Below are 23,267 nucleotides of genomic sequence, written 5' to 3'. Positions count from 1 at the left end.
TAAATATTTTAAAAAATTTTACGAATTTATTATCTGGTAAAAAAGGGAAAATAATGCAATACAGCATAGAAATTAACAAAAATACAGAAATATTTGATATAGATAAAGTCGCCAAACAAGCTGCTGGTGCTGTTTTAATGAGACAAGGCAAAAGCGTTGTTCTAGCTACAGTTGCAAGAGAAGAAAAACAAGTTGAAGAAGATTTTTTACCTCTAACCGTTCAATACATCGAAAAAGCTTATGCCGCAGGAAAAATCCCTGGTGGCTATGTTAAAAGAGAAACCAAGCCAAGCGATGCAGAAACCTTAACAGCACGTATTATCGATAGAAGCTTGCGCCCTCTTTTTCCAAAAGGCTATGCTTATCCAACTCAAATCGTTGTGATGGTTCTCTCAGCTGATCCTAAAGTAGATTTGCAAGTAATGAGCTTAAATGCCGCAAGCGTGGCACTTTATCTTAGTGATATACCTATGAAAGCTCCAGTGTGCGGTGTTCGCATAGGAAAGATAGATGGAAATTTCATACTCAATCCAAACAATGAAGAGCTTCAAAATAGCACTCTAGATCTCTATGTAGCAGGTGTAAAAGATGAGCTTTTGATGATAGAAATGAGAACCTTACCCGATCAAAAAGAAAATGAAATCTTTATCGAAGCTCCTTATGCTGATGTTTTAACTCAAACCACTTCACAAAATATGAATGAACTTAGCGAAGATGAAATTTTAGAAGCTCTAAATTTAGCTCAAAAAGCTATATTAAATGGTTCAAATGCTTATGAAGAAGCCTTTAGCAAACACAAAAAAAATTCTCAAATCGAACTAAAAAATGAGATTGAACATCCTGAAATTTTAGCTTTTATAGAAAATAATTTCCAAAAACAAATCAAAGAAGCCATCAACCAAATGGCAAAAAGCGAAAGAGCAAGCGAACTAAATAAAATTGCTAAAGAAATTTTAAATCTTGAAATCGCTAAAGACTGGAGCGAAGAAAGTATCTTAAATACCTTAGCTAAAGTCAAACGCAAACTTATTCGTGAGCAAATTTTAAATGAAGGCAAAAGAGCTGATGGTAGAAGTTTAAACGAGGTGCGTCCTATCAGTATAGAAACCAATCTCTTGCCAAACGCTCATGGCTCTTGTCTTTTCACTCGTGGACAAACTCAAGCTCTAGTGGTTGCAACCTTAGGCGGAGAAAACGATGCTCAAATGATAGACTTGCTTACAGAAAAAAATCCTATAAGCGAACGCTTTATGGTAAATTATAATTTTCCAGGTTTTTCAGTAGGCGAAGCAAGTCCTATCAAAGCTCCAGGAAGAAGAGAGCTAGGACATGGAAATTTAGCCAAAAGAGCACTTTATCCAAGCATAGATGAAAACTATCCTTATGTAATCCGCTTAGTCAGTGAAATTTTAGAAAGCAATGGCTCAAGTTCTATGGCAACGGTTTGTGGCGGATCTTTAGCCCTAAAAGCAGCAGGAGTGCCAAGCTTAAAACTTGTTGCAGGAGTAGCCATGGGGCTTATCTTTGAAGATAACAAATTTGCTGTTTTAACAGATATCATGGGACTTGAAGATCATGATGGGGATATGGACTTTAAAGTAGCAGGAAGCAAAGACGGCGTTACTGCTCTTCAAATGGATATAAAACTAGGCGGAATCGATCAAGAAACACTAAAACAAGCTTTATACCAAGCCAAAGAAGGAAGAATTCACATCCTAAATATCATGGAAGAAGCCGCCAAAGAAATCGTAGTCAATGAAGAAGTTTTACCTAAACTTGAGCTTTTTAGCGTTGATCCTTCAAAAATCGTTGATATCATAGGGCAAGCTGGAAAAACCATCAAAGAAATCATAGAAAAATTTGGCGTTTCTATAGACTTAGATCGCGAAAAAGGTGAAGTAAAAATAGCAGGTAATCAAAACGAGCAAATCAAAGCCGCAAAAGACTACATCATAAACATCACAAGCTCTCAAAAAGGAACTAAAAAAGGCTCTAAAGACAAAGATATATCAGACTTTGAACTTGGGCAAGAATTTCAAGGTATTGTTAAAAAAATCGCTCCTTTTGGAGCCTTTGTGGAACTTAAAAATGGTGTTGATGGTTTATTGCATAGTTCAAAAAGCAAGCATCTTAATTTAAGCGAAAACCAAAGCTTAAAAGTTAAAATCAGCGAAATTAAAAACGGAAAAATTTCTGTGGATTTGTGCGAGTGAGTGAATTTCTAACTCACCCTTTTGAGCCTTTTTTTGACAAGGATTCTAAAATCTTAATTTTGGGCTCTTTTCCTTCTATTAAATCAAGACAAGACGGCTTTTATTATCAACACCCAAGAAATCGTTTTTGGCCTATACTAGAAACACTTTTTGATGTAAAATTAGAAAATATCACAGAACAACAAGCCTTTTTAAGAAAAAAACATATCGCTCTTTGGGATGTACTTCAAAGTTGCAAGATAAAAAATTCAGATGATAAAACCATAAGTTATGCAAAAGCTAATGATTTAAACCTGATCCTTTCTCAAGCCAAAATCCAAGCCATTTTTACCACCGGACAAAGTGCTTATAAATTTTTTACTAAATTTCACTCTCATTTAAAAGCCGTAGCCCTACCCTCAACTTCTCCTGCAAATTTAAATTTTTCTTTTGAACAGCTTTTACAAAACTATGAAATAATCAAAAAATTTACAAAATAGCAAACTAAGCATCACCCAAGCAAGAAAAGAAAAAAGCTAGTTTACATCTAGCTTTTGCGTGTTATCCTTAAATTCAAATTCCACTCTCTTAGCTCCAAAACCTTTAGCAATAGCTTCTAAAGTATCCTTAGCACTTTTATGAATTTTGCTTTCTAAATTTTGGATAAGATTTAAAGACAAGTCTTTAACCTCATCTTTGGCTTCTTTTATGAGTTTGTTTTTATCACTTTCGCTAAAACTAATCCCCGTACTATTGATAGAATCAGGCAGTAAAAAAGGTAAAAATTTAGCATTTTTTTCATCATAAAATTTCATATCTATGATGCTGTGTTTGTATCTACACTCTGGCATGATGATCTTATAAGCATCGTCCCCTAAAGGCAAAATATCAAAGTTTTTATCCCTTAAATCATACAAGAAAGTGATCTCAAATTCAAAAATCAAAGCAATCTGTCTTTCACTCAAAGACCATCCTAAAAGATTTTTCCAAATTCCATTAAAAGCGCTATCTTTTTTAGTGACAATCTCTTTGCTAAAAACCTGAAAAACACTTAATTCTCCTATGGATTTAAGCTGCATAATATCGCTAAAACTTTGCGTGCTTTTTTCTTCTATTTTAGGGCTTTTATACTGCCTAAAAAGCACTATAAATAAAAGCACAAGTAAAATCATCACTAAAACAAATAAAATCATTTCCATTTTAAACCTTTCTAAATTTATAAACCTTGATTTGAAAAGATATATTTTTTCTCAAACGCTAAGAAAATAAAAGCATTAATGATAAAAATCAAACACACAAAAGTAAAAACAAATTCCACACTAAAATGCGAAGCCATAAGCCCTCCGCCAAAAGCACCACAAAAATTTCCCAAAAATTGACAAGTTTGATTAAAACCAAAAATCACACTTAAATTTTTAGCACTCACGCTTTTTTTAAGCAAGGCATTCACACAAGGCAAAAGCCCTCCAAGCCCTATGCCTATAAGCAAACGTACGAAAATAAGCATATAAACATTACTTGCTACAGCCTGCAAATAAAAGCAAATTCCACAAAATATCAAAGCTATCAAAATAATCTTACTAGGCCCTATCTTATCAGCGATTTTTCCAAGTTTTGGTGCGAAAAAAAGATTGCTAATCCCACTTGCAGCCACCACTATACCCGCCCAAAGAGCTAAAGTTCCACCTTGATGAATTTGCTCAACATAAATACTCAAAATCGGCATCACTCCAAAAGTACCAAATTGTATCACAAAAGTAGTGATAAAAAGAACGATGATAAGGGTTTTGTTTTCTTTTACTTTTTGGGTATTTTTCTTCGCCTCTTTTTGAATTTTTCTCTCATGGATGAAAAAATAAATCGTCACAAAAGAACAAGCGATCAAAAAAGCCACCACATCAAAAACCGCACTAATGCTAAAAAATTCAGCCACAAAGCCACCAAACAAAGGCCCAAGCAAACTTCCACTTATAGAAGCTGTAGAAAGAGTTCCTAAAGCATAAGCGACTTTTTCTTTAGGTGCTATCACAGCGATAAACACAACAGCAGCAGAAGTAAAACCTGAAATTATCCCTGTTAAACCCCGCACAAAAACCACTTCTAAAGCACTATGAGCAAAGCTAAGCCATAAGGTTAAAACCGACATTCCAAAACTTGCACGAAGAAGCATATTTTTATAACCATACTTTGCACCCAAAAAAGCCCATAAAGGCGAAAAAACAGCCATAAAAAGCGGAGTGATCCCAAAAGCAAGTCCTGAGTAAAACGCTATTTCATTCGTATCAACATGTCCTAGTTCTTTGATATAAAAAGGCAAAATCGGAGCGATTTGACTAAGCCCCATACTTGTGGTAAAAACACCAAACCAACACACAAGCAAAGTTCTATTGAAATTTTCCATGGATTTATTGTATGATATTTTTTATAATTTTTAATTAAAACTCAAGGATAAAAATGAAAAAAATACTCTTTATATGCTTAGGCAATATATGCCGTTCACCTATGGCAGAATTTATCATGAAAGATCTTGTCAAAAAAGCAAATTTAGAAAAAGAATTTTTTATAAGCAGTGCTGGAACTTCAGGAGAACACGATGGAGAAGGTATGCACTATGGCACCAAAAACAAGCTTGCCCAACTTAATATAGAACACAAAAACTTCACAAGCAAAAAACTCACTCAAAAGCTTTGCGATGAAAGCGATTTTTTAATCACCATGGACAATTCCAACTTCAAAAATGTTTTAAAAAACTTCACCAACACCCAAAACAAAGTTTTAAAAATCACTGATTTTAGTCCTAGTCTAAACTACGATGAAGTCCCTGATCCTTGGTATAGTGGGAATTTTGATGAAACTTATAAAATTTTATCCCTAGCTTGTAAAAATTTACTTGTTTTTTTATCAAAATAATTTAAAACAACTATATATTACTTCTCGTTTACTTTTTAGACTTATACTTCTAAACGAACCGAAAAACATTCATAAGAAAAACTCCTTAAAATTACACGCCTAGCTTAAATCCCTTTAGCTAGGCTTTTCTTTAGATGTTTTTATCCTTCAGATTTAAAATTTTTACTATTTTAAGTGCTTCTTAAGAAAAAACTCCAAATTTATGTGCTACAATTACGATGTTTTATTAATTTTTGACAAGGAGAATTCTCATGAAACTAGTTAAACTTAGTTTAGTTGCAGCTCTTGCTGCAGGTGCTTTTTCAGCAGCTAACGCTACTCCACTTGAAGAAGCGATCAAAGATATCGATGTATCTGGAGTATTAAGATACAGATATGAAAGTAGCAATCCATGGAGCAATGATAATTATGGTTCTGGTATTTCTGGTAAACAAGATCATAAATACAGAGCACAAGTTAACTTTAATGCCGCTATAGCTGATAACTTCAAAGCTTTTGTTCAATTTGACTATAATTCGAAAGATGGTGGTTATGGTGAAAATAGCATCAGCAACACAAGTGATACCTTAAGTGTTCGCCAATTATATTTAACTTATACAAATGAAGATGTTGCAACAAGCGTAATCGCTGGTAAACAACAACTAAACACTATCTGGACTGATAATGGAGTTGATGGTTTAGTTGGAACAGGTATTAAAGTAGTAAACAACAGCATCGATGGTTTAACTCTAGCTGCTTTTGCAGTAGATAGTTTCAACGAAGCTTCAGACTCTACTGTAATAATCACTCAAGATCCTGGTAATAACAAAATTACAGGAGTTCAATTTAATCGTGGAAATCCTCAAGGTGATAGCGATACAAGCGGTGCTTTAAACTGGGATAAAAATCTTTATGGTGCTGCTGCCATAGGTTCTTATGAATTCTTAGGTGGACAATTTAATCCGCAATTATGGTTAGCTTATATGAGTGATAATGCATTCTTATATGCTGTAGATGCAGCTTATAGCACAACTATCTTTGATGGAATCAACTGGACTCTTGAAGGAGCTTACCTAGGAAATTCCTTGGATAGCAAACTTAAAAATGCACTTTCAAATCAAGCAGCTAACGGTAATTTCTTCGCTTTAAGAGGTAGTGTTGAATTAAATGGTTGGGATGCTAGCCTTGGTGGTTTATACTATGGTAAAAAAGATAAAGTTACTTTAACCACAATTGAAGATCAAGGTAATCTTGGCTCTTTGCTTGCAGGTGAAGAAATTTTCTATACTAATGGTTCTAATTTAAATGGCGATATTGGTAGAAATATCTTTGGTTATGTAACTGCTGGATATACTTTTAATGAAACAGTTCGCGTTGGTGCTGACTTTGTATACGGTGGAACAAAAACAGGAGAAATTGGCAATGGTGGTAAGAAACTTGAAGCTGTTGCAAGAGTAGATTACAAATACTCTCCAAAACTTAACTTCTCAGCATTCTACTCTTATGTAAATGTTAATACAGATCCTGAAAGCACTCATCACGATGCTGTAAGACTTCAAGCTCTTTACAAATTCTAAGGGGTTTTCAAGTTTAACTTTAAGGCGGGGTTTTGCTCCGCTTTTTTTATGCCTGATTTTTAAAACTTAAATTTATATAAAAAAAGATTTTCCCAAGCTAAAAAGCTTTAGGAAAATTAGGACTTAAACCAATTAGCGATTTTTTCAAAAAGCCCTTTTTGCTCTTGATGCATACCATCTTTGATACCAAAACTTTCACTTAGTTTTTCTAAAAGTTCTTTTTGTTCATCGTTTAAAGAAGTTGGGAATTTGATAGAAATTTGAACGATTTGATTTCCTATGCGAGAACTATGAACATCTTTTACCCCTTCTTTTTCAAGAACAAATCTTTGTCCATCTTTAGCACCCTTTGGTAAATTTAAAGTCGCTTCACCGCGTATGGTAGGTACTTTTATATTCTCTCCTAAGATAGCTTGAGTAAAAAACACTGGAAATTCTATATATATATCATCATCATCTCTGATAAAAGTATCATCTTCAGCAGCGATGATCTTAACATACATATCCCCTCTAGTGCCATTTTTTAAGATATTGCCTTTAGCATTGACACGAAGCTTCATACCTGTATCTACGCCTTCTGGGATATTAAGCTCAACACTATCTTTGCTTTCATTATAACCTAAACCTTTACAATCGCTACATTTTTCACTAGCTTTTTCTCCACTTCCTTGACAATCAGGGCAAGTTTGTGCAAAAGTGATAAAACCTTGAGAAACCCCAACTTGTCCTCTACCTTGACACTTTGGACAAGTTTGAAGTTTTCCATCTTTAGCCCCTGTTCCATTGCAAGTTTTACAAGAACATTTATAAGTAAAGTCTATATTTTTCTTGCAACCAAAAATCGCTTCTTTAAAACTTAATTTTAAATTAACGATAAAATCTGAAGGGATTTTCTCATCATTTGAACTTTTTCTACGACGCGATGATGAACCAAAGCCTTCTCCAAAAAAACTAGAAAATATATCTCCTAAATCCTCAAAACCACCAAAACCTGAGCTACTAGAACCAAATCCACCGCCTTTTAAAGCATCTTTTCCATATCTATCATAAATAGCTCGCTTTTCATCATTACTTAAAACTTCATAGGCTTCATTAACAAGCTTAAATTTCTCTTCTGCTTCTTTATCGCCTTGGTTTCTATCGGGATGGTATTTTAAAGCCATTTTTCTATAGGCTTTTTTTATGGTTTCTTTATCAGCATTTTGCGTGATTTCAAGAATTTCATAATAACTTATTTCCACATTATTCCTTTAAAAAATTTAAAATTTTGCTAGAATTTTAATCTTAAAAATTCAAAAATCTAATTTTAGCAAAAATAAAATCAATAATTTATCAAATTTTAAATAAAATTATGCAAATATTATAAATCTTAGATAAAATTTAAAGGATACCAAAATGATTAATGTGTTGATGATAGAAGATGATCCTGATTTTGCGCAATTATTATCTGAGTATTTAGCGCAGTTTAATATTAAAATCACAAATTTTGAAAATCCTAAAAGTGCCTTAAATGTAGGCGTTCAAGGCTATGATTGTCTAATCTTGGATTTAACTTTACCAGGAATTGATGGTCTTGAAGTTTGTAGAGAAATCAGACAAAAAAGCAATATTCCCATTATCATCTCATCAGCTAGAGGCGACTTAAGCGATAAGGTTGTAGGGCTTCAAATTGGTGCTGATGATTACCTACCAAAGCCTTACGATCCAAAAGAAATGTATGCAAGGATTATGAGTCTTATTCGTCGCACAAAAAGAGTTGAACACGCAAATAATGAAAATATTAATTCCGCTTTCAAAATCGATGAGAGAAGGCATGAGATCACCTATGAAGATAAGGTTTTAACACTTACTCCTGCTGAGTTTGAAATTTTAGAATACCTTATCCAGCAGCACGGATATAGCGTTTCAAGAGAACAGCTTGTAAGTCGCTGTAAAAATCTAAAAGATAAAGATTCTAAAAGTCTTGATGTTATCATTGGTCGCTTAAGAGTAAAAATAGGAGATAGTTCAAAATCCCCAAAACATATTTTTTCTGTTAGAGGTATAGGATATAAACTAATAGGATGACAAAAAATTATTCTATTTATACCAAGCTAATTATTTTATTTGTTGTTACTTTTTTCTTGGTTTGTGTGCTTTTTATCGTTCTTTTGAAAATAGAAGGAAGTGCTTACAACGAAGAAGAAAGTTTAAAACAAGAAAATCTTATAAAAAATTTACTCATCTCCTATGAAAACACTTCAGGTGCTAAAATAGGATCCTATCTTGAAAATAGCGGTTTTAATACTATACAAAATCCCTATCTTGTAAAAAGCATAAGAAATAATGGACAATCACTTTTTAAAGCAAATGGAGAATTTTGCACCCTTTCTTCTTTAAAATATCATAGCAATCTTTATTTTGATGTTCAATGTAAAGATTTTGATGGCTTATATGAAGAAAATACTAGCGATAGAGTTTATAATCTTTTATTAATAGGATTTTTTTCTTTTTCTTTGTTGGTTGTTTTTATGTATTTTTCGGTATTAAAATCTTTAGAACCTTTAAAAAAATTAAGAAGGCAAGTTGCTAAAGTTGCAAATGGGGAGCAACCTGATTTTTTAGATTATCAAGAAGATGAAGTAGGAAAAATCGCCTTTGAATTTCAAAAAGCTTTTAAAAAAAATCAAGAATTAATCCAATCAAGACAACTTTTCCTAAGAACAATCATGCATGAGTTAAAAACCCCTATAGGAAAAGGGAGAATTATTTCTGAAATGATCAAAGAAGACAGACAAAAAGAAAGACTTATCGCTATATTTTTACGTATGGATTCTTTGATCAATGAATTTGCCAAAATCGAAAATTTATTTTCAAAAAACTACAACTTACACTTTAAACCTAGTCGTTTTAGCACTATACTTGAGGAAGCTAAAGAACACCTTATGAGAGATGATTTTAATAAAGTTGTAAAAGTCGATATCAGAGATGATGCTTTAATCAATGTTGATATGGAAATTTTCTCTGTAATTTTAAAAAATCTTATCGATAATGCCTTAAAATACTCAAACAATGGCACTTGTGAGCTTTTTTGTTGTAAAGAATGTTTTACCATTAAAAATCCAGGCAAGCCTTTAGCAGAGCCTATAGAACATTATCTTGAAGCTTTCGCAAGAGAAAAACACAATCAGGTCAAAGGTATGGGACTAGGACTTTATATAGTTTCAGAGGTATGTAAACTGCATAATTTTGATTTGATTTATTTTTATGATGATGGAAAACATTGCTTTAAAATTTTCTTTGGAGATAAAGAAAAATAATGGCAAAAGGCCTAGAAAAATTCAACGAACTTGTTGAAAGTTTTGCAAATTTACCTACCATAGGGAAAAAAACCGCCATAAGGCTTGCTTATCACCTTTGCATAAATAATCAAATCGATGGTATGAAACTCGCACACAATATAGAAAATGCTATCCGCTTTATAAAACCTTGTGAGCAATGCGGTGCTTTAAGCGAAAATGAGCTTTGCGAAATTTGCAGTGATGAAGAAAGAAATAAAAACATTTTATGTATAGTTGAAAGTCCAAAAGATATACTAACGCTCGAAGAGAGTCAAAGTTACAATGGGCTATATTTTGTTTTAGATGAGTTAAATGAAGAAAAACTTGAAAAACTAAAGCAAATCATACTTAAGCTAAATATCTCTGAGCTCATTTTTGCATTGACACATAGCATTAATTCTGATGCAACTATCTTTTTTATAGAAGATAAATTTAAAGATTTAAACCTAACTTTTAGTAAAATCGCTCAAGGAATTCCAAGTGGTGTAAATTTAGAAAATGTGGATTTAATCTCTTTAAATAAAGCTATGAATTTTAGAACAAAAATTTAGAAATTTTTATAAGAAATATCGGCTAATTCTTGCAAAGAAAAATCCGCAATCTTTTCATAAATAAAACCTTCCTTGCTTAAAAAATCAAGTAAAGTTTTTTCCATGATTTTAGCCCCTTGTATAAGCTCATCTGAGAGCTTAAAACTCATCGCTTCAATACGCTTTGGCACACAAGCTAAGATGTGTGTTTTAGGCAAATCTCCTGCAAGTTCCATGTATTGTAAGGTTTGAAGCATTTCTATTTCATGAGCACTTCCACTCCAGCTAATTTTATTAGGCATAGCATCATAAGGAAAGAAAAATACATCTCCTATACTCGCATCTTGCGCTTCTATGCAGTCTAAAACGATAAGTCTATCGTACCTAGCGATGATATAGCTAAGTTGCAAAGCCAAAGTTCCACCATCAATAAAATCTAAAGTAAATTCAGGATGAGTGAATTTGTAGTTTTTTTCAAGTTGTTTGCAAAGATGAACGCCTAAGCCTTCATCTGCAAACATGATATTGCCTATTCCAAGGACTAAGAATTTCAATGCTTTTCTTCTTTTACAAATTTATATCCGCTAATAATAGCATCCATAGCACCATCTTTACCTTTTACTGCGTTAAAAATCGCCATGTAAATATGTACTGGTACAAAAATCATAATCACCCACATCAAAATTCTATGATAAGTTCTTACATCAGCCAAACCGCCCATTGCAGCTTCAAGTGGTCTTAAAATATGATATAAAAGCCCACCTAAGCCCTCATGGTAAGTATGAGTATAAAGAATAAGCCCTGTAAGAATGATACCTAACATCACAAGATAAAAGAAAAAATAAGTTACAAATTGCAAAGGATTATAAACCCCTTTTAAATGCGGATGTTTTCCTAAGAAAATGTAAAATTTTACTTGTTCTATCCATAATTTGATATTAAAAATATCCCATACACTTCTGCGTTCTTTTGCACTTACCTTATCGCAGAAAAACAAATATACTTTAAAAATAATACAAGCGATTAAAACAAAACCCACCGCTTGATGTACTAAACGGTATTTTGCTTGCATAAAATTTACGGGTTCGCCGTTGCTAATAGGACTTTGAAACACATAAGAAAGATAATACCCTGTGCCAATAAGAATCACTATAGCAATAGCTCTTACCCAGTGCGTTAAACGCAAACCTATGCTAAATTCATATTCAGCTTTTCTTTGCAATTTTTCTTCTTTGTTTTGCATGAAAGCCTCCTTATAAATTGACATTCACTTTATATTCGCTTAGATTATTGCCCTTAGTATCCATTACATGCACCGCACAAGCAATACAAGGATCATAAGAGTGAATTTTTCTAATGATTTCAAGCGGTTGTTTTACATCAGCGATTTTAAGTCCTATCAAACATTGCTCATAACTTCCACCTACGCCATTTGCGTCTTTTGGACTTGCATTCCAAGTAGAAGGCACCACAGCTTGCCAGTTTTCAATGACGCCATTTTTAATTCTACACCAATGACTTAATGTTCCGCGTGGCACATGCCCCATATAGCGTCCTTTGTATTCTTTAGAATTATCGATCACATAAGGCGCACAAGTACTCTGATCTACTTTTAAATTTTCAACTAAATTATTAAACGCTTTTAAAGTATTGTTTGCAACGATTTTTGCTTCAATACAACGCGCAGCTGTTCTTCCAAGTGTGCTAAATACAGCATTTAAAGGAAGTCCTGTTTCTTTTAAGAACTCATCAACCACAGGAACAACATTTTGATTACCTTTGGCATAATTTACAACGATATTTGCTAAAGGTCCTACTTGCATAGGGTTTCCTTCATAGCGTGGAGCTTTAATCCAACTATATTTACCCTTAGTATCAAACACTTTAGAATGAACATTATTTCCATGATGATCTACGCTTTCCCCATCTACAAGTCCTGTATAATTTGGATTTGTTTTGCCATCATAAGGATGTAAAGGTTCATTGTCTGCATACCAAGAATGAGTTGCCTCTTCAGTAATCTTATCTTCTTCTACTTCATAAACCTTGCTTAAATCTCCATTTTTGATAATACCACTTTCAAAAAGCCATTCATCTCTTCCGAGTTGGAATTCTTTAAAGGTGTAAAGATTATTTACCCCTATATCATTTAAAACGCTTGCTTCATGTGCATAAGCTTTTCCTGCCATCACAAGATCAGGATAATACGCACGATTAACAAAGTCTTGTACTTCTTGGAATTTAACCATATATTCACCCATTCTTGCAGGATCAAGTAAATCCATAACGCAAGTTACACCACCAACAGTTAAGCTTTGTGGATGTGGATTTTTAGCTCCAAAAATCGCCATACATTGAGCAATGATTCTTTGGATTCTTAAGCATTCTAAATAGTGAGAAAGAACGATTAAATTTTGTTCAGGACTTAAACGATAAGTTGGGTGACCATAGTACGCATTAGCAAAAGGTCCTAAATTTCCTTTATCTACAAAAGTTTTAAGTCTTTGTTGCACTTCAAGAAGTTTATCCGCACCTGTTGCATAAGGATTTGGAGTGTATTTAAAAGCTTCATCGCTTGCTTTTTTAACATCAGCACTTAAAGCACTTACCACATCAGCCCAATCAAGCCCATGAAGTTGATAAAAATGCACGATATGATCGTGTAAAAATAAAGCTGCATTCATTAAAGTTCTTGTTAAAAGCGCATTTAAAGGTGGAGTAATACCTAAAGCATTTTCAACAGCAACTATACCTGCTTTATAATGTGAAAAAGTACAAACTCCACAAATTCTTTGTGTCATAAAACCCGCATCTCTTGGATCACGCCCTTTTACTATGGTTTCAATACCACGCCACAAAGTAGAGCCCGCATAAGCTTCTTTTACCACATTGTTATCATCAACAACAACTTCAACTCTTAAATGCCCTTCAATTCTTGTAATAGGATCTACAATTATTTTTTGACTCATTTTTATTCCTTATCTTTTTGCATGGAAGATATAACTGCGTGCGCTGCTATAGCAACACCTGTGAGCGTAAGCACGCCTATGCCGATTTTATCTGAAACACTATCCGCGCCCAAACCAAAAACAGTATCAAATTTACGACTAGCCATAGGCTCCTCAAAAGGTCCCATAGTATCCCAAAAATCAGGCTCGGAACAACCTATACAACCATGCCCTGCTTGGATAGGCCAAGAAGTGTGCTGGTTAAATCTCTCTCTTGAACAGTTATTGAAAGTATAAGGCCCTTTACAGCCTACTTTATAAAGACAAAAACCTTGTTTTGCTCCTTCATCTCCAAAGGCATGCACAAATTCACCCGCATCAAAATGTCCGCGTCTTTCACAAAGATCATGAATTCTTAAGCCATAAGCCCATTTTGGCCTATTATATACATCAAGTGCTGGTAACTCACCAAATAATAAATAATGAAGCACATTACCCACTATATTTTTTTCACTTGGAGGACAGCCTGGAACATTGATCACAGTTTTGCTTGTTACTTTACTTAAAGGCTGCGCATTACTAGGATTTGGTCTTGCTGCTTGGATTCCTCCAAAGCTAGAACAGGTTCCTATAGCAAAAATAGCCAAAGCATTTTCACTTGCCATTTTTGAAAGCTCATAGCCTGTTTTTCCATGTGCACCTATGGTTAAAAAATGCTCTGTATCACCCATAGGGATGCCACCTTCAACCATTAAAATGTATTTATTTTTATGTTTTTGAATGGCACTTTCTAAATTTTCTTCAGCTTGCCAACCTGCTGCAGCCATCACTGTTTCGTGATATTCTAAAGAAATATAATCAAAAATCAAACTATCAATCGTTGGAGTATCACTTCTTAACAAACTCTCACTACAGCCTGTACACTCAGCCATATGAAGCCACACAACAGGAAGTCTATCAGCAAGCTCAGCAGCTTTTGCTACCATAGGAGTAAAACTCGCTGGTAAAGCCAAAAATGCCGTCATAGCACCTGCCCATTTCATAAAATCCCTTCTAGAAAAACCTGACTTTTCTAATGCTTTTGCAATGCTATCATTGTCTTTTAAAGAAGGAAGCTTTTCAAGAGCCGATAAACGCGACTCTATTTGATGATAATCAATCATTATATTTCCTTTATAATATGAAATTTATTCTCTATAATAATAAAATAAAGGAAGTTAAAATAAAATTAAAAACTTACTCTCATAAGCAAATATTAGTATCAATCTTAATTAAAGTTTAATCATAAGCCTTTTTTGAGTTTGCGAATCAAAAATCTTGCAGGGTGAATAGCGTGGATGTATTTTTTTTCTAAACACAAGGGTTCATTATTTATCAATGCACACAAATACCTTGCCGCTAAAACACTTGTGCTAAAACCCCTTGATCCATGAGCAAAATTAAAATACAAATTACAAGACATTTTAGCTGGTTTTTGCTCCTTGTTTTTTGTCCATAATAAAGCTTTATATTCTTCTTTATAAAACACTTCATCATAAGCATTTCCAACTATCATAAAGCGATCACTCGAATAAGATCTAAAACCTACCTTAGAACCTATGATTTCTAATTTTATATTTTTATCTATAAATTCGGCTATATTTTCTATATTTTGTTTATCATCTTCTTCTTTTGATTCTAAACTTGTATCAAGCCTATCATAACTTGCTCCAATCACTTGCAAATCATCTTTTATAGGACAAATATAAGCCTTAGAAGATAAAGGAAATGGAGAGTCTAAAAAAGGTTTTAGGTGTGTAACTTGACCTCTTACTTTACTTAATTTCATCTCATCATAAAAAACAAAATCTTTTGTATCTGCACCCATAGCATAAATCAAAACCGCATAATCACTTTTAACAATATTATTTTTAAATTTTAAAACAAAACACTCATTTTCAAATTTATAAGCTTGAAATTCATGATTAAAATATATACAAGCTTTACTTTTTTCAAAAAGATTTTTAACCAAATTTTTTGGAAAAATCACTCCACCATCTTCTAAAAAAGCTTGATTTTTTGAAATTTTAAACAAAACATTTTCTCTTTGTGTATCAAATCTTTCTTGCATCAAATCATTATGTGCAAACTCGACTACACCCTTAAATTCTAAATCTAAAATTTGTCTATAAAAACGACTTGCCTCTATAAGAGAAAGCTCTGAAAACTCCCCTAAATTTACCTTAGGCTTTAAGATTAAAGAGCTTAAAATTCCACTTTCATTTCCGCTTGCACCCTTGCCTAATTCTAAATGTTTTTCAAAAACATCTATTTCAAAACCCCTTAAACTAAACTCATAAGCTAAAACAGCACTTGATATACCTGCACCAATAATAGCTACTTTTTTATTTTTTAAAGATGAAAATGTTCTTGAAAAATACGCTTCTTTATCTTTAAACTCAAGCTCATTTTCCAAATAAGCTTTAATCATTTCTCTTTTTCTAAAACCTTTGGTTTTTTCTACTCTAAAGCCATATTTTTTTAAATTTTTTTGTAAAAAACTTGCCGAAGAAAAGGTGCAAATTTGTGTATTTTTTTTAGAAAGTCTTGCCACTTCAAAAATTAAATTTTCATCAAACATTTGCGAGTTTTTATTTGGAGAAAATCCATCTAAATACCAAACATCAGCTTTAAAATCTAATTCTTTTAAAATAGCAATATCTTCAAAAACAAGATCTAAAAAACAATCTTCAAAATAAAAACGATAAATTCCTTCTTTAGCTTTAGGATAAAATTTTAAAAATTGCTCTAAAAACTCTTTAAACTCTTCATAAAATCCTAGTTTTTGATAAATTTCTCTTAATTGTTCTTTTTCGATATAAAAAGCTTCTATACTGATATAAAAAAGTTTTTTGGGACGCTTAGAAGGAGTGGTTTCTAAAAAGCGTTTCAAAGTAAGAAAAAAATTTAAACCTATACCAAAACCACTCTCTGCGATAATAAAATTTTCTTGATTTTTCCATTCAAAAGAATGAGTGTAAACAAATTTGCTTTCATTTAAGCCATCTTTGGAATTAAAATAAAAATCATCAAAATCCAAAGAAAAAGGAGTATTATCCTTAAAAATTAGCTTAGCTTTTTTCATCGGTTGTTATAAAAATAACTCTCAACTCCATCAGCAATACCCTTAACCAATAAATCTTGAAAAGCTTTATTGGCGATTCTTTTACCTTCATTTGGATGTGTGATATAGCCAATTTCAATCAAAATTGCAGGCATTTGCGCACCCACTAAAACCCAAAAAGGTGCTTCTCTTACACCGCCATCTACAATTTTATACTTTTTGCGTGTTTGAGTGAGTATATTTTTTTGTACATCAATGGCTAGTTTATTTGAAGCAACGATTTTTTCACGATTTAAGAAATTTAAAATACTTTGTTTTGAGAAATAATTAATCTCTTCAAAATCTCCTTGATTTTCTTTTTCTGCTGCTTTTTTACTTCTTTCGCTTCTTGCAGGACTTAAAAAGAAAGTTTCCACGCCTTCGCTACTTTTGGCCTTGGCAGCATTGGGTGCTGCATTAGCATGTATAGAAATAAACAAATCCGCTCTTTTATCATTAGCATATTTAGTTCTATCGCGAAGATTGATAAATTTATCCGAACTTCTAGTGTAAAGCACTTTATAACCGCGTTTTTTAAGTTCATTTCCAAGTTTTAAAGCCGCGCTTAAAACTATATCTTTTTCTTTTAAACTTCCTTTTTTATCACTTAGAGCACCGCTATCTTTTCCACCATGCCCCGCATCGATAACTATAAGTTTTCCTGATTTATATCTCGTACTTAAGGTTTTATTAAAGCTTTGAGTTGCTTTTTTATCTACACTTTGACTTGAAGTTTGCGCATGAAAACCTAAAGTGAGATTTTTATTATCCAACTTTTTTAAAAGTTTAAATTCTTTAGGAGCACTCAAAACCACACGAACAATTTTTGGATTATATTGCGTAACGACAATTGTATTTTGTCCAAAGGTAAAGCTTTTTCTATTACCTTCTAACACACCTTTAAAACTTACAACATATCGGAATTTTTGATCTTTGGTTTCAAATATTGCTATTTCTTTTTCATCCAAATCATCGCTCAAATTTAACACCACAGCGTTAGAAATTTTATCCACATCTAAAACATATAAAGGTCCTTGATCTTCTTTTTCGTTATTGGTTTTTTTATCTTGTTTTTTTATTTCTAAAACTTTGGTTTTAATTTCTGTTTTTTGATCCTGCTTTTTCTCTGAAATTTTACTAACTTGCTCAGTCTTTTTTTGGCTAGTAATTTCTTTTGAAAAAATTATTTTTTCTTCTTTAAAAGATATATCAATAGGAATTTTTTCTTTAGCATAAACCACTATGCGTATGGTTTTGGGATTAAATTGTGAAATCACTAAACGATAGTCATCAAATTTAAACTCTTTTTTACCTCCTTCTAAAACCCCATCAAAATCACTAATAAAACGATAGTTTCCTTTTTCATCTAAAGCAAAACTTTTTAATTGATTCTTATCTAAATTTGCATTTAGTTCAAGCTCTACACCTTGGCTTGTTTTACTTGACCTTAAAACGTAAATTTTATCATCACTTTTTGTTTTAGAAACGATACTACTCTTTGGCTCTTGTGAAGTTTTAGAATCTATTTTTTCTATATTTTTTATTTGTTCATTAGGTGATTTTTTTTCACTTTTTTGAACTGTTTTTACAGGTTTAAAAGTTGACTTTTCAGTATCTTGAGAAATATTTTGAACCTTAATATCTTTAATAACAGCCTTTCTTAAAGCATTGATACTTGCTTCACTTATACCACTTTCTTTTAACTCATTAGCATATGACTTGTCGTCTAAATTTAAAGTATTTGAACTGATGATCAATCTTTTTAAGATTTCAATTTTAGTTTTTTCATCTTCATTGATAACACTTTGTATATAAAGGCTTTTTAGCTGATGATGAAATTTTACTTGCACTTCGCTTTTAGAACTGATAAAATTTTTATCGAAATTTGCAAGTTCATTTTCATAAGCTCCAAAAAGAGTTGTGAAAACAAATACTAAAAATACAAAAATTTTAGCCATTATTCACCATTAACCAATTTTTCCATAAGTTCTTTAACGCTGATAAGTTTATCTAAACGATATCCATTTGCACCTGTAAAGAAAAGCCCCGTTTCTTTTTTACCTGACCACGCATCAAAAAGCCTATCTGCTATACAATACCCTACTTTAGTCGCCTCTTTTCCGCGTCCACAAGGTGCTACACAATTGCTTATACAATTGATCTTTGGACCCATTCTTTTATCTACCAAATTTAAAAGATTGGTTCTAACTCCACGAGCAGGATAGCCCACAGGAGATTTAATAAGCTCTATATCTTCTTCTTTGGAAGCTAACAAAACACTTTTAAACTCTTCACTTGCATCACATTCAAAAGTTCCTATGAAACGCGTTCCCATTTGAACACCACTAGCTCCTAAAGAAATAGCGTTTTCTATATCTTTTTTATCCCAAATTCCACCTGCGGCAATCACAGGAAAAGATCCCCAATTTTTAGCCTCTTCTACCACAGGAGCGATTAATTTTTCTAGCTGATAATTTGGATCTAAGCACTGCTCATAAGTAAAACCTTGATGACCTCCACTTTTTGGCCCTTCTAAAACCACTGCATCAGGTAGGCGGTTGTAACGGCTTTGCCATCTTTTGCAAATAATTTTTAAAGCCTTTGCAGATGAAATAATAGGCACTAAAGCCACATCAGGAAAATCTACAGTAAATTCAGGCAAATTTGTAGGAAGCCCAGCGCCTGAAACAATCACATTAAAACCAACCTCACAAGCATCGCGTGCTATTCTTGCATAATCATTACTTGCACATAAGATATTACACCCCAAAGGTGCATCGCCACAAACTTTTCTTGCATTATTAATTAAAGCTTGCAAACCCTTGCGTGAGTAAAAATTTTCACTTCCATAAGGCTTAGCGTTTAATTCTTTACTCGCATACTTTCTTTCTTCATAATATCCTGTTCCCACAGAAGAAATGATCCCAAGTCCACCATTTAAAGAAACTGCAGAAGCTAATCTATCCCAGCTTATGCCTAGTCCCATTCCCCCTTGAAAAATGGGATATTTTATAGTATGTTTTCCTATTTGTAAGGGTTGTAAATTCATTCTTTTACCTTTAATTTTGCAAATTTTCTTTTACCTATTTGTAAGATGTATTCTCCTTGTTCTAAATGCATTTGCTCGTCGCTAACTTTTTGAGAATTTACACTTACTGCATTAGCGATGATGCTTCTTCTTGCTGCAGAAGTAGAACTTTCCAAACCACATTCAACCAAAGCCTTAGCAAGCCAAATTTTTCCTTGTATTTCAAACTCAGCCATATCACTTGGTAAAGCATTTTGAGAATGAATCCTATCAAATTCAGACTTAGCATTATTAGCCTCTTCTTTGGAGTGAAAACGCTCCGTAATCTCTAAAGCTAAATTTTCTTTAGCTTTTTTAGGATGTAAATTGCCTTGTTCTATATCTTTTTTTATTTGCGCGATTTCTTCTAGGCTTTTTTGACTTAAAAGTTCATAATATCTAAACATCAATTCATCGCTAATACTTAAAATTTTAGCATACATATCATTAGCTTTTTCTGTAACACCAATGTAATTATTTAAACTCTTACTCATTTTGTTTACACCATCTAAACCTTCGAGTAAAGGCATCATAATCACAGCTTGTTCTTTTCCTATGTTATAAACCCTTTGAAGCTGTCTTCCCATTAAAAGATTAAATTTTTGATCCGTTCCGCCCATTTCAATATCGCTTTTTAAAGCCACGCTATCATATCCTTGAAGTAAAGGATACAAAAACTCGCAAATCGAAATAGGGCTTTGCTCTTTAAATCTCTTGGTAAAATCGTCACGCTCAAGCATTCTAGCTACACTAAAAGTTGAAGTAAGCTCTACTATACCCGCAGCTCCAAGTTCATTAAGCCAAGTAGAATTAAACTTAATCTGTGTTTTTTCTTTATCCAAAACCTTAAAAACCTGCGTTTCATAAGTTTTAGCATTGATTAAAACTTGCTCTTTATCCAGCTTTTTACGCGTTGCACTTTTTCCACTTGGATCGCCAATTTGTCCCGTAAAATCTCCAATCAAAAACTGCACAATAGCTCCATGTTTTTGCAAAAAAGCCATTTTTGTTAAAACCACACTATGGCCTAAATGTAAATCAGGCGCTGTAGGATCAAACCCTGCCTTTATAAAGAAATTTTCACCCTTTTCATAATAATTTTTAATTAAATTTTCTATTCTTTCTTCATCAATAAGCTCTGCACAGCCACGCTTAACTTCTGCTAATATTTTTTTTATATCCATAATAAACCTTTTTAACCTTCTTTATAAGCATCATTTAAAGATGTAAAATCTAAAATTTTACAACGAGATTTTAACCTATCCTTGACACTATCTGGATTGATATTATCAGGAATTTCCATTGTAATCTCAAAATAATCTACCGCCGAATTTAAATCACTTGATAAATTAATTGTTAATAGATTTATCTGCATTTTAGCTAAAAATGCCAAAAATTCCGCTAAAACACCTTTTTTATTTTCCAAAGAAAAAATCAATTTATAAGATTTAGGGATGTTAGAATCCCATTTTATAAATACCATATCTTGATTATTATCTATCATTTTATCAGCTCTATCGCAAAGCTTATGATGGACAATAGCGTTACCACCTTTAACAAAAGCTAAAACAGCATCACCTCTTTTTGGATGGCAGCAAAAATCAAAATCCACATTAGCAATTTTATGGTTACAATATAGAGTAAAATTTCCTATTTTTTGTTCTTTAATCTCATATTTATCAAACCAATATGACTTCTTGGCGTATTTTTTAAGACCATTAACTATATCTTTCAAATAAGCACTATCTGTTGCTACTTGTCTAATACGTCTGGCTAAATTTTCTTTTTCTATCCAAGTTTCAATTCTGTTTTTATCAACTCCAAAAATAAAACTTAACATATTAATAGAACTTGCTAGATTAATCTCTCTGATTTTTTGCTTACAAAATTCCCTTATACTTGCTTTTGCTTTTCCTGTTTTAACACTATCTATCCAAGAACAGCGATAAAATTTATCATTGCTAGTAACCACTCGCACAATATCGCCATTTTTAAGCTCAGTTAACAAAGGCACTTTAATACGATTTACATAAGCGCTTTTTGCATGAAGCCCTACTTTGGTATGCACTTCATAAGCAAAATCAAGAACCGTTGCACCACGAGGCAAAGTGAAAATTTCTCCCTTAGGAGAATAAACTGCAACATCTTCAACATAAAGACTATCTTTAGCATATTCATAAAGTTCAATAGCATTATAATCTTCTGCATTTTCAAGATTGTTTATACTTTGCATTGAAATATCTGTAAGCCAATCAAGACGAGGTGCAACCACGCTGCCATCTTCTTTATATTTCCAATGCGCTGCTATACCAAATTCCGCAATTTTATGCATATCAAAAGTTCGAATTTGTGCTTCTATAATACTTTTAGTATCAAAAAGTGTGGTATGTATGGTTTGATAACCATTTTGTTTAGGCAAGGCTATATAATCCTTAAAACGCGAAACCAAGGGATTAAAATGCGTATGTAAAATTCCCAAAGCCAAGTAACAATCACTTACTTTTTCAACCAAAATTCTTACCCCAAGTAAATCAAGAACTTCTTCAATACCAATGCCTTTTCTTTGCATTTTAAGATAAATAGAATAACTATGCTTAATGCGTTTTTGAATTTCAAAACTACCTTGTCTAAAGCCATTGCTCAAAAATAAAAGTTCGATTTTGGAAATAAATTCATTTAAACCTAATTGCATTTCTTGATTATTGGAATTGATATAATTGTCAATAAGCTTATACTCATCTGGCATAAGATATTTAAAACTAAGATCTTCCAAATAATTTTTTATGCTTGAAATACCAAGTCTATGAGCTATTGGGGCATATACAACTAAAGTTTCTTCGCTGATTCTTTTTTGCTTATCTTCTCTTAGAATATCAAGAGTAAGCATATTATGCAACCTATCGCATAACTTCACAATCAAAACCCCAACATCTTCAATGCTTGCTAAAAGCATATTTCTGAAAGTCAAGGCTGATTTAGTTAAACTTTTTTTAGATTTTGATGAAATGAGATTATCTTCTCTAATTTCTATAATTTTAGTAAGCCCTAAAACAAGTTTTAAAACCTCAGAACCAAACTGCTCTCTAAGTTCTTCTTCGGTGCAGTTTGTATCTTCGATCACATCATGCAATAAAGCAGCTAAAATATTGCTTTTATTTTCACTTAAAAATCCAACCAGTGTTGCTACTAAAATAGGATGTACCGCATAAGGCTCTCCACTTTTTCTAAACTGCCCTTTATGGCAAAATATACAGTAATCTACTGCTTTTTCAAGAATGGCATCATGGCCACAAATTTCGAAAAGTAAAACCTTAGCAGCTTCTAAATCTTTACAATTTTTTACATTATCGATTAATTGTTCAAGTAATAATTCTTCATCGATTGGTTTCAACTAAACCCTCTAAAGTGATTTTATTTTCTGCAATTTCATATAAAGCTATATCTGCAAGTTTATTTTTATTTTTATCAAAATCCACTAAAGGAGTCGCACCATTTGCTAATTGCTCTGCTCTTTTTGCCACCACTAAAGAAAGACGATATCTATCATTGCCCATTTTTTCCAAAGCTTTTGCCGCTACTTCTTCTATTCTTTTATCCATAAT

Annotated in this window: 20 protein-coding genes; 7 read left to right on the top strand and 13 right to left on the bottom strand. The window is 32.6% G+C overall.

Annotated elements, in window-relative coordinates:
• Window positions 1-53 precede the first annotated feature (53 nt).
• Both AJ886_RS08510 and AJ886_RS08505 read left to right on the top strand, forming a co-directional pair.
• The gene (locus AJ886_RS08510; RefSeq protein ID WP_070287641.1) at window positions 54-2,213 is read left to right on the top strand and encodes a polyribonucleotide nucleotidyltransferase; all 2,160 of its coding nucleotides are present in this window, start codon (window positions 54-56) and stop codon (window positions 2,211-2,213) included.
• Window positions 2,210-2,692 carry a DNA-deoxyinosine glycosylase gene (locus AJ886_RS08505; protein ID WP_044780115.1) on the top strand — a complete coding sequence of 161 codons (483 nt, stop codon included), beginning with the start codon at window positions 2,210-2,212 and terminating at the stop codon, window positions 2,690-2,692. Before AJ886_RS08510 ends, AJ886_RS08505 begins: the two co-directional genes overlap by 4 nt.
• Before the next feature lie 36 nt (window positions 2,693-2,728).
• Here the strand turns inward: AJ886_RS08505 and AJ886_RS08500 are convergent, their stop codons facing one another.
• Together AJ886_RS08500 and AJ886_RS08495 are read right to left on the bottom strand one after the other, a co-directional pair.
• Window positions 2,729-3,391, bottom strand: coding sequence for a DUF4230 domain-containing protein (locus AJ886_RS08500; RefSeq protein ID WP_002856597.1), 663 nt, complete (start codon window positions 3,389-3,391; stop codon window positions 2,729-2,731).
• 17 nt (window positions 3,392-3,408) lie between these two features.
• Window positions 3,409-4,593 carry an MFS transporter gene (locus AJ886_RS08495; protein WP_070287547.1) on the bottom strand — a complete coding sequence of 395 codons (1,185 nt, stop codon included), beginning with the start codon at window positions 4,591-4,593 and terminating at the stop codon, window positions 3,409-3,411.
• A 53-nt stretch (window positions 4,594-4,646) separates the two neighbouring features.
• Between AJ886_RS08495 and AJ886_RS08490 the strand changes: the two genes are divergently transcribed.
• Entirely contained in the window at window positions 4,647-5,102 is a 456-nt protein-coding gene (locus AJ886_RS08490; RefSeq protein ID WP_002853170.1) for a low molecular weight protein-tyrosine-phosphatase, read from the top strand.
• 251 nt (window positions 5,103-5,353) lie between these two features.
• Window positions 5,354-6,658 carry a major outer membrane protein gene (locus AJ886_RS08485; RefSeq protein WP_070287546.1) on the top strand — a complete coding sequence of 435 codons (1,305 nt, stop codon included), beginning with the start codon at window positions 5,354-5,356 and terminating at the stop codon, window positions 6,656-6,658.
• 116 nt (window positions 6,659-6,774) lie between these two features.
• Here the strand turns inward: AJ886_RS08485 and dnaJ are convergent, their stop codons facing one another.
• Window positions 6,775-7,899, bottom strand: coding sequence for a molecular chaperone DnaJ (gene dnaJ, locus AJ886_RS08480; RefSeq protein WP_070287545.1), 1,125 nt, complete (start codon window positions 7,897-7,899; stop codon window positions 6,775-6,777).
• A 154-nt stretch (window positions 7,900-8,053) separates the two neighbouring features.
• On the opposite strand from dnaJ, the gene AJ886_RS08475 reads away from it, so the two are divergent.
• The 3 genes from AJ886_RS08475 to recR are packed head-to-tail and all read left to right on the top strand — an operon-like array spanning window position 8,054 to window position 10,529.
• Window positions 8,054-8,725 (top strand): response regulator transcription factor, encoded by a 672-nt coding sequence (locus tag AJ886_RS08475; RefSeq protein ID WP_002861955.1) that lies wholly within the window; start codon window positions 8,054-8,056, stop codon window positions 8,723-8,725.
• Window positions 8,722-9,957 (top strand): ArsS family sensor histidine kinase, encoded by a 1,236-nt coding sequence (locus AJ886_RS08470; RefSeq protein WP_002861956.1) that lies wholly within the window; start codon window positions 8,722-8,724, stop codon window positions 9,955-9,957. Before AJ886_RS08475 ends, AJ886_RS08470 begins: the two co-directional genes overlap by 4 nt.
• The gene (recR, locus tag AJ886_RS08465; RefSeq protein ID WP_002861957.1) at window positions 9,957-10,529 is read left to right on the top strand and encodes a recombination mediator RecR; all 573 of its coding nucleotides are present in this window, start codon (window positions 9,957-9,959) and stop codon (window positions 10,527-10,529) included. The genes AJ886_RS08470 and recR overlap by 1 nt, the downstream gene beginning before the upstream one ends.
• On the opposite strand, the gene AJ886_RS08460 is transcribed toward recR, so the two are convergent.
• The 10 genes from AJ886_RS08460 to AJ886_RS08415 all read right to left on the bottom strand — a co-directional run bounded on the left by AJ886_RS08460 (window position 10,526) and on the right by AJ886_RS08415 (window position 23,264).
• Window positions 10,526-11,062, bottom strand: a complete 537-nt coding sequence (locus tag AJ886_RS08460) for a HyaD/HybD family hydrogenase maturation endopeptidase (protein WP_070261352.1) — start codon at window positions 11,060-11,062, stop codon at window positions 10,526-10,528. The genes recR and AJ886_RS08460 overlap by 4 nt on opposite strands.
• On the bottom strand, window positions 11,059-11,751 hold the full coding sequence (gene cybH, locus AJ886_RS08455) for a Ni/Fe-hydrogenase, b-type cytochrome subunit (protein ID WP_002855770.1): 693 nt from the start codon (window positions 11,749-11,751) through the stop codon (window positions 11,059-11,061). Before cybH ends, AJ886_RS08460 begins: the two co-directional genes overlap by 4 nt.
• A 10-nt stretch (window positions 11,752-11,761) precedes the next feature.
• On the bottom strand, window positions 11,762-13,477 hold the full coding sequence (locus tag AJ886_RS08450; RefSeq protein ID WP_002871028.1) for a nickel-dependent hydrogenase large subunit: 1,716 nt from the start codon (window positions 13,475-13,477) through the stop codon (window positions 11,762-11,764).
• Window positions 13,478-13,479: 2 nt separating this feature from the next.
• Window positions 13,480-14,619 carry a hydrogenase small subunit gene (locus AJ886_RS08445; protein ID WP_002861961.1) on the bottom strand — a complete coding sequence of 380 codons (1,140 nt, stop codon included), beginning with the start codon at window positions 14,617-14,619 and terminating at the stop codon, window positions 13,480-13,482.
• 119 nt (window positions 14,620-14,738) lie between these two features.
• Complete coding sequence (mnmC, locus tag AJ886_RS08440) at window positions 14,739-16,580, bottom strand: bifunctional tRNA (5-methylaminomethyl-2-thiouridine)(34)-methyltransferase MnmD/FAD-dependent 5-carboxymethylaminomethyl-2-thiouridine(34) oxidoreductase MnmC (RefSeq protein ID WP_070242768.1); 1,842 nt, start codon at window positions 16,578-16,580, stop codon at window positions 14,739-14,741.
• Window positions 16,577-18,556, bottom strand: a complete 1,980-nt coding sequence (locus AJ886_RS08435) for an N-acetylmuramoyl-L-alanine amidase (RefSeq protein WP_002871031.1) — start codon at window positions 18,554-18,556, stop codon at window positions 16,577-16,579. The genes mnmC and AJ886_RS08435 overlap by 4 nt, the downstream gene beginning before the upstream one ends.
• The gene (locus AJ886_RS08430; RefSeq protein WP_002861964.1) at window positions 18,556-19,647 is read right to left on the bottom strand and encodes a nitronate monooxygenase; all 1,092 of its coding nucleotides are present in this window, start codon (window positions 19,645-19,647) and stop codon (window positions 18,556-18,558) included. Before AJ886_RS08430 ends, AJ886_RS08435 begins: the two co-directional genes overlap by 1 nt.
• Window positions 19,644-20,849, bottom strand: a complete 1,206-nt coding sequence (gene tyrS / locus AJ886_RS08425) for a tyrosine--tRNA ligase (RefSeq protein ID WP_070242767.1) — start codon at window positions 20,847-20,849, stop codon at window positions 19,644-19,646. The genes AJ886_RS08430 and tyrS overlap by 4 nt, the downstream gene beginning before the upstream one ends.
• 11 nt (window positions 20,850-20,860) lie before the next feature.
• Window positions 20,861-23,056 carry a RelA/SpoT family protein gene (locus AJ886_RS08420; RefSeq protein WP_070287544.1) on the bottom strand — a complete coding sequence of 732 codons (2,196 nt, stop codon included), beginning with the start codon at window positions 23,054-23,056 and terminating at the stop codon, window positions 20,861-20,863.
• A complete protein-coding gene (locus AJ886_RS08415) occupies window positions 23,040-23,264 on the bottom strand; it encodes a DNA-directed RNA polymerase subunit omega (RefSeq protein WP_002853464.1) in 225 nt (74 codons plus the stop codon). Before AJ886_RS08415 ends, AJ886_RS08420 begins: the two co-directional genes overlap by 17 nt.
• Between the last annotated feature and the right edge of the window lie 3 nt (window positions 23,265-23,267).

It is taken from the genome of Campylobacter sp. BCW_6465 (assembly GCF_001762815.1).
Classification (GTDB): Bacteria; Campylobacterota; Campylobacteria; order Campylobacterales; family Campylobacteraceae; genus Campylobacter_D; species Campylobacter_D jejuni.
This window is presented reverse-complemented; position numbering and strand designations above follow the sequence as displayed.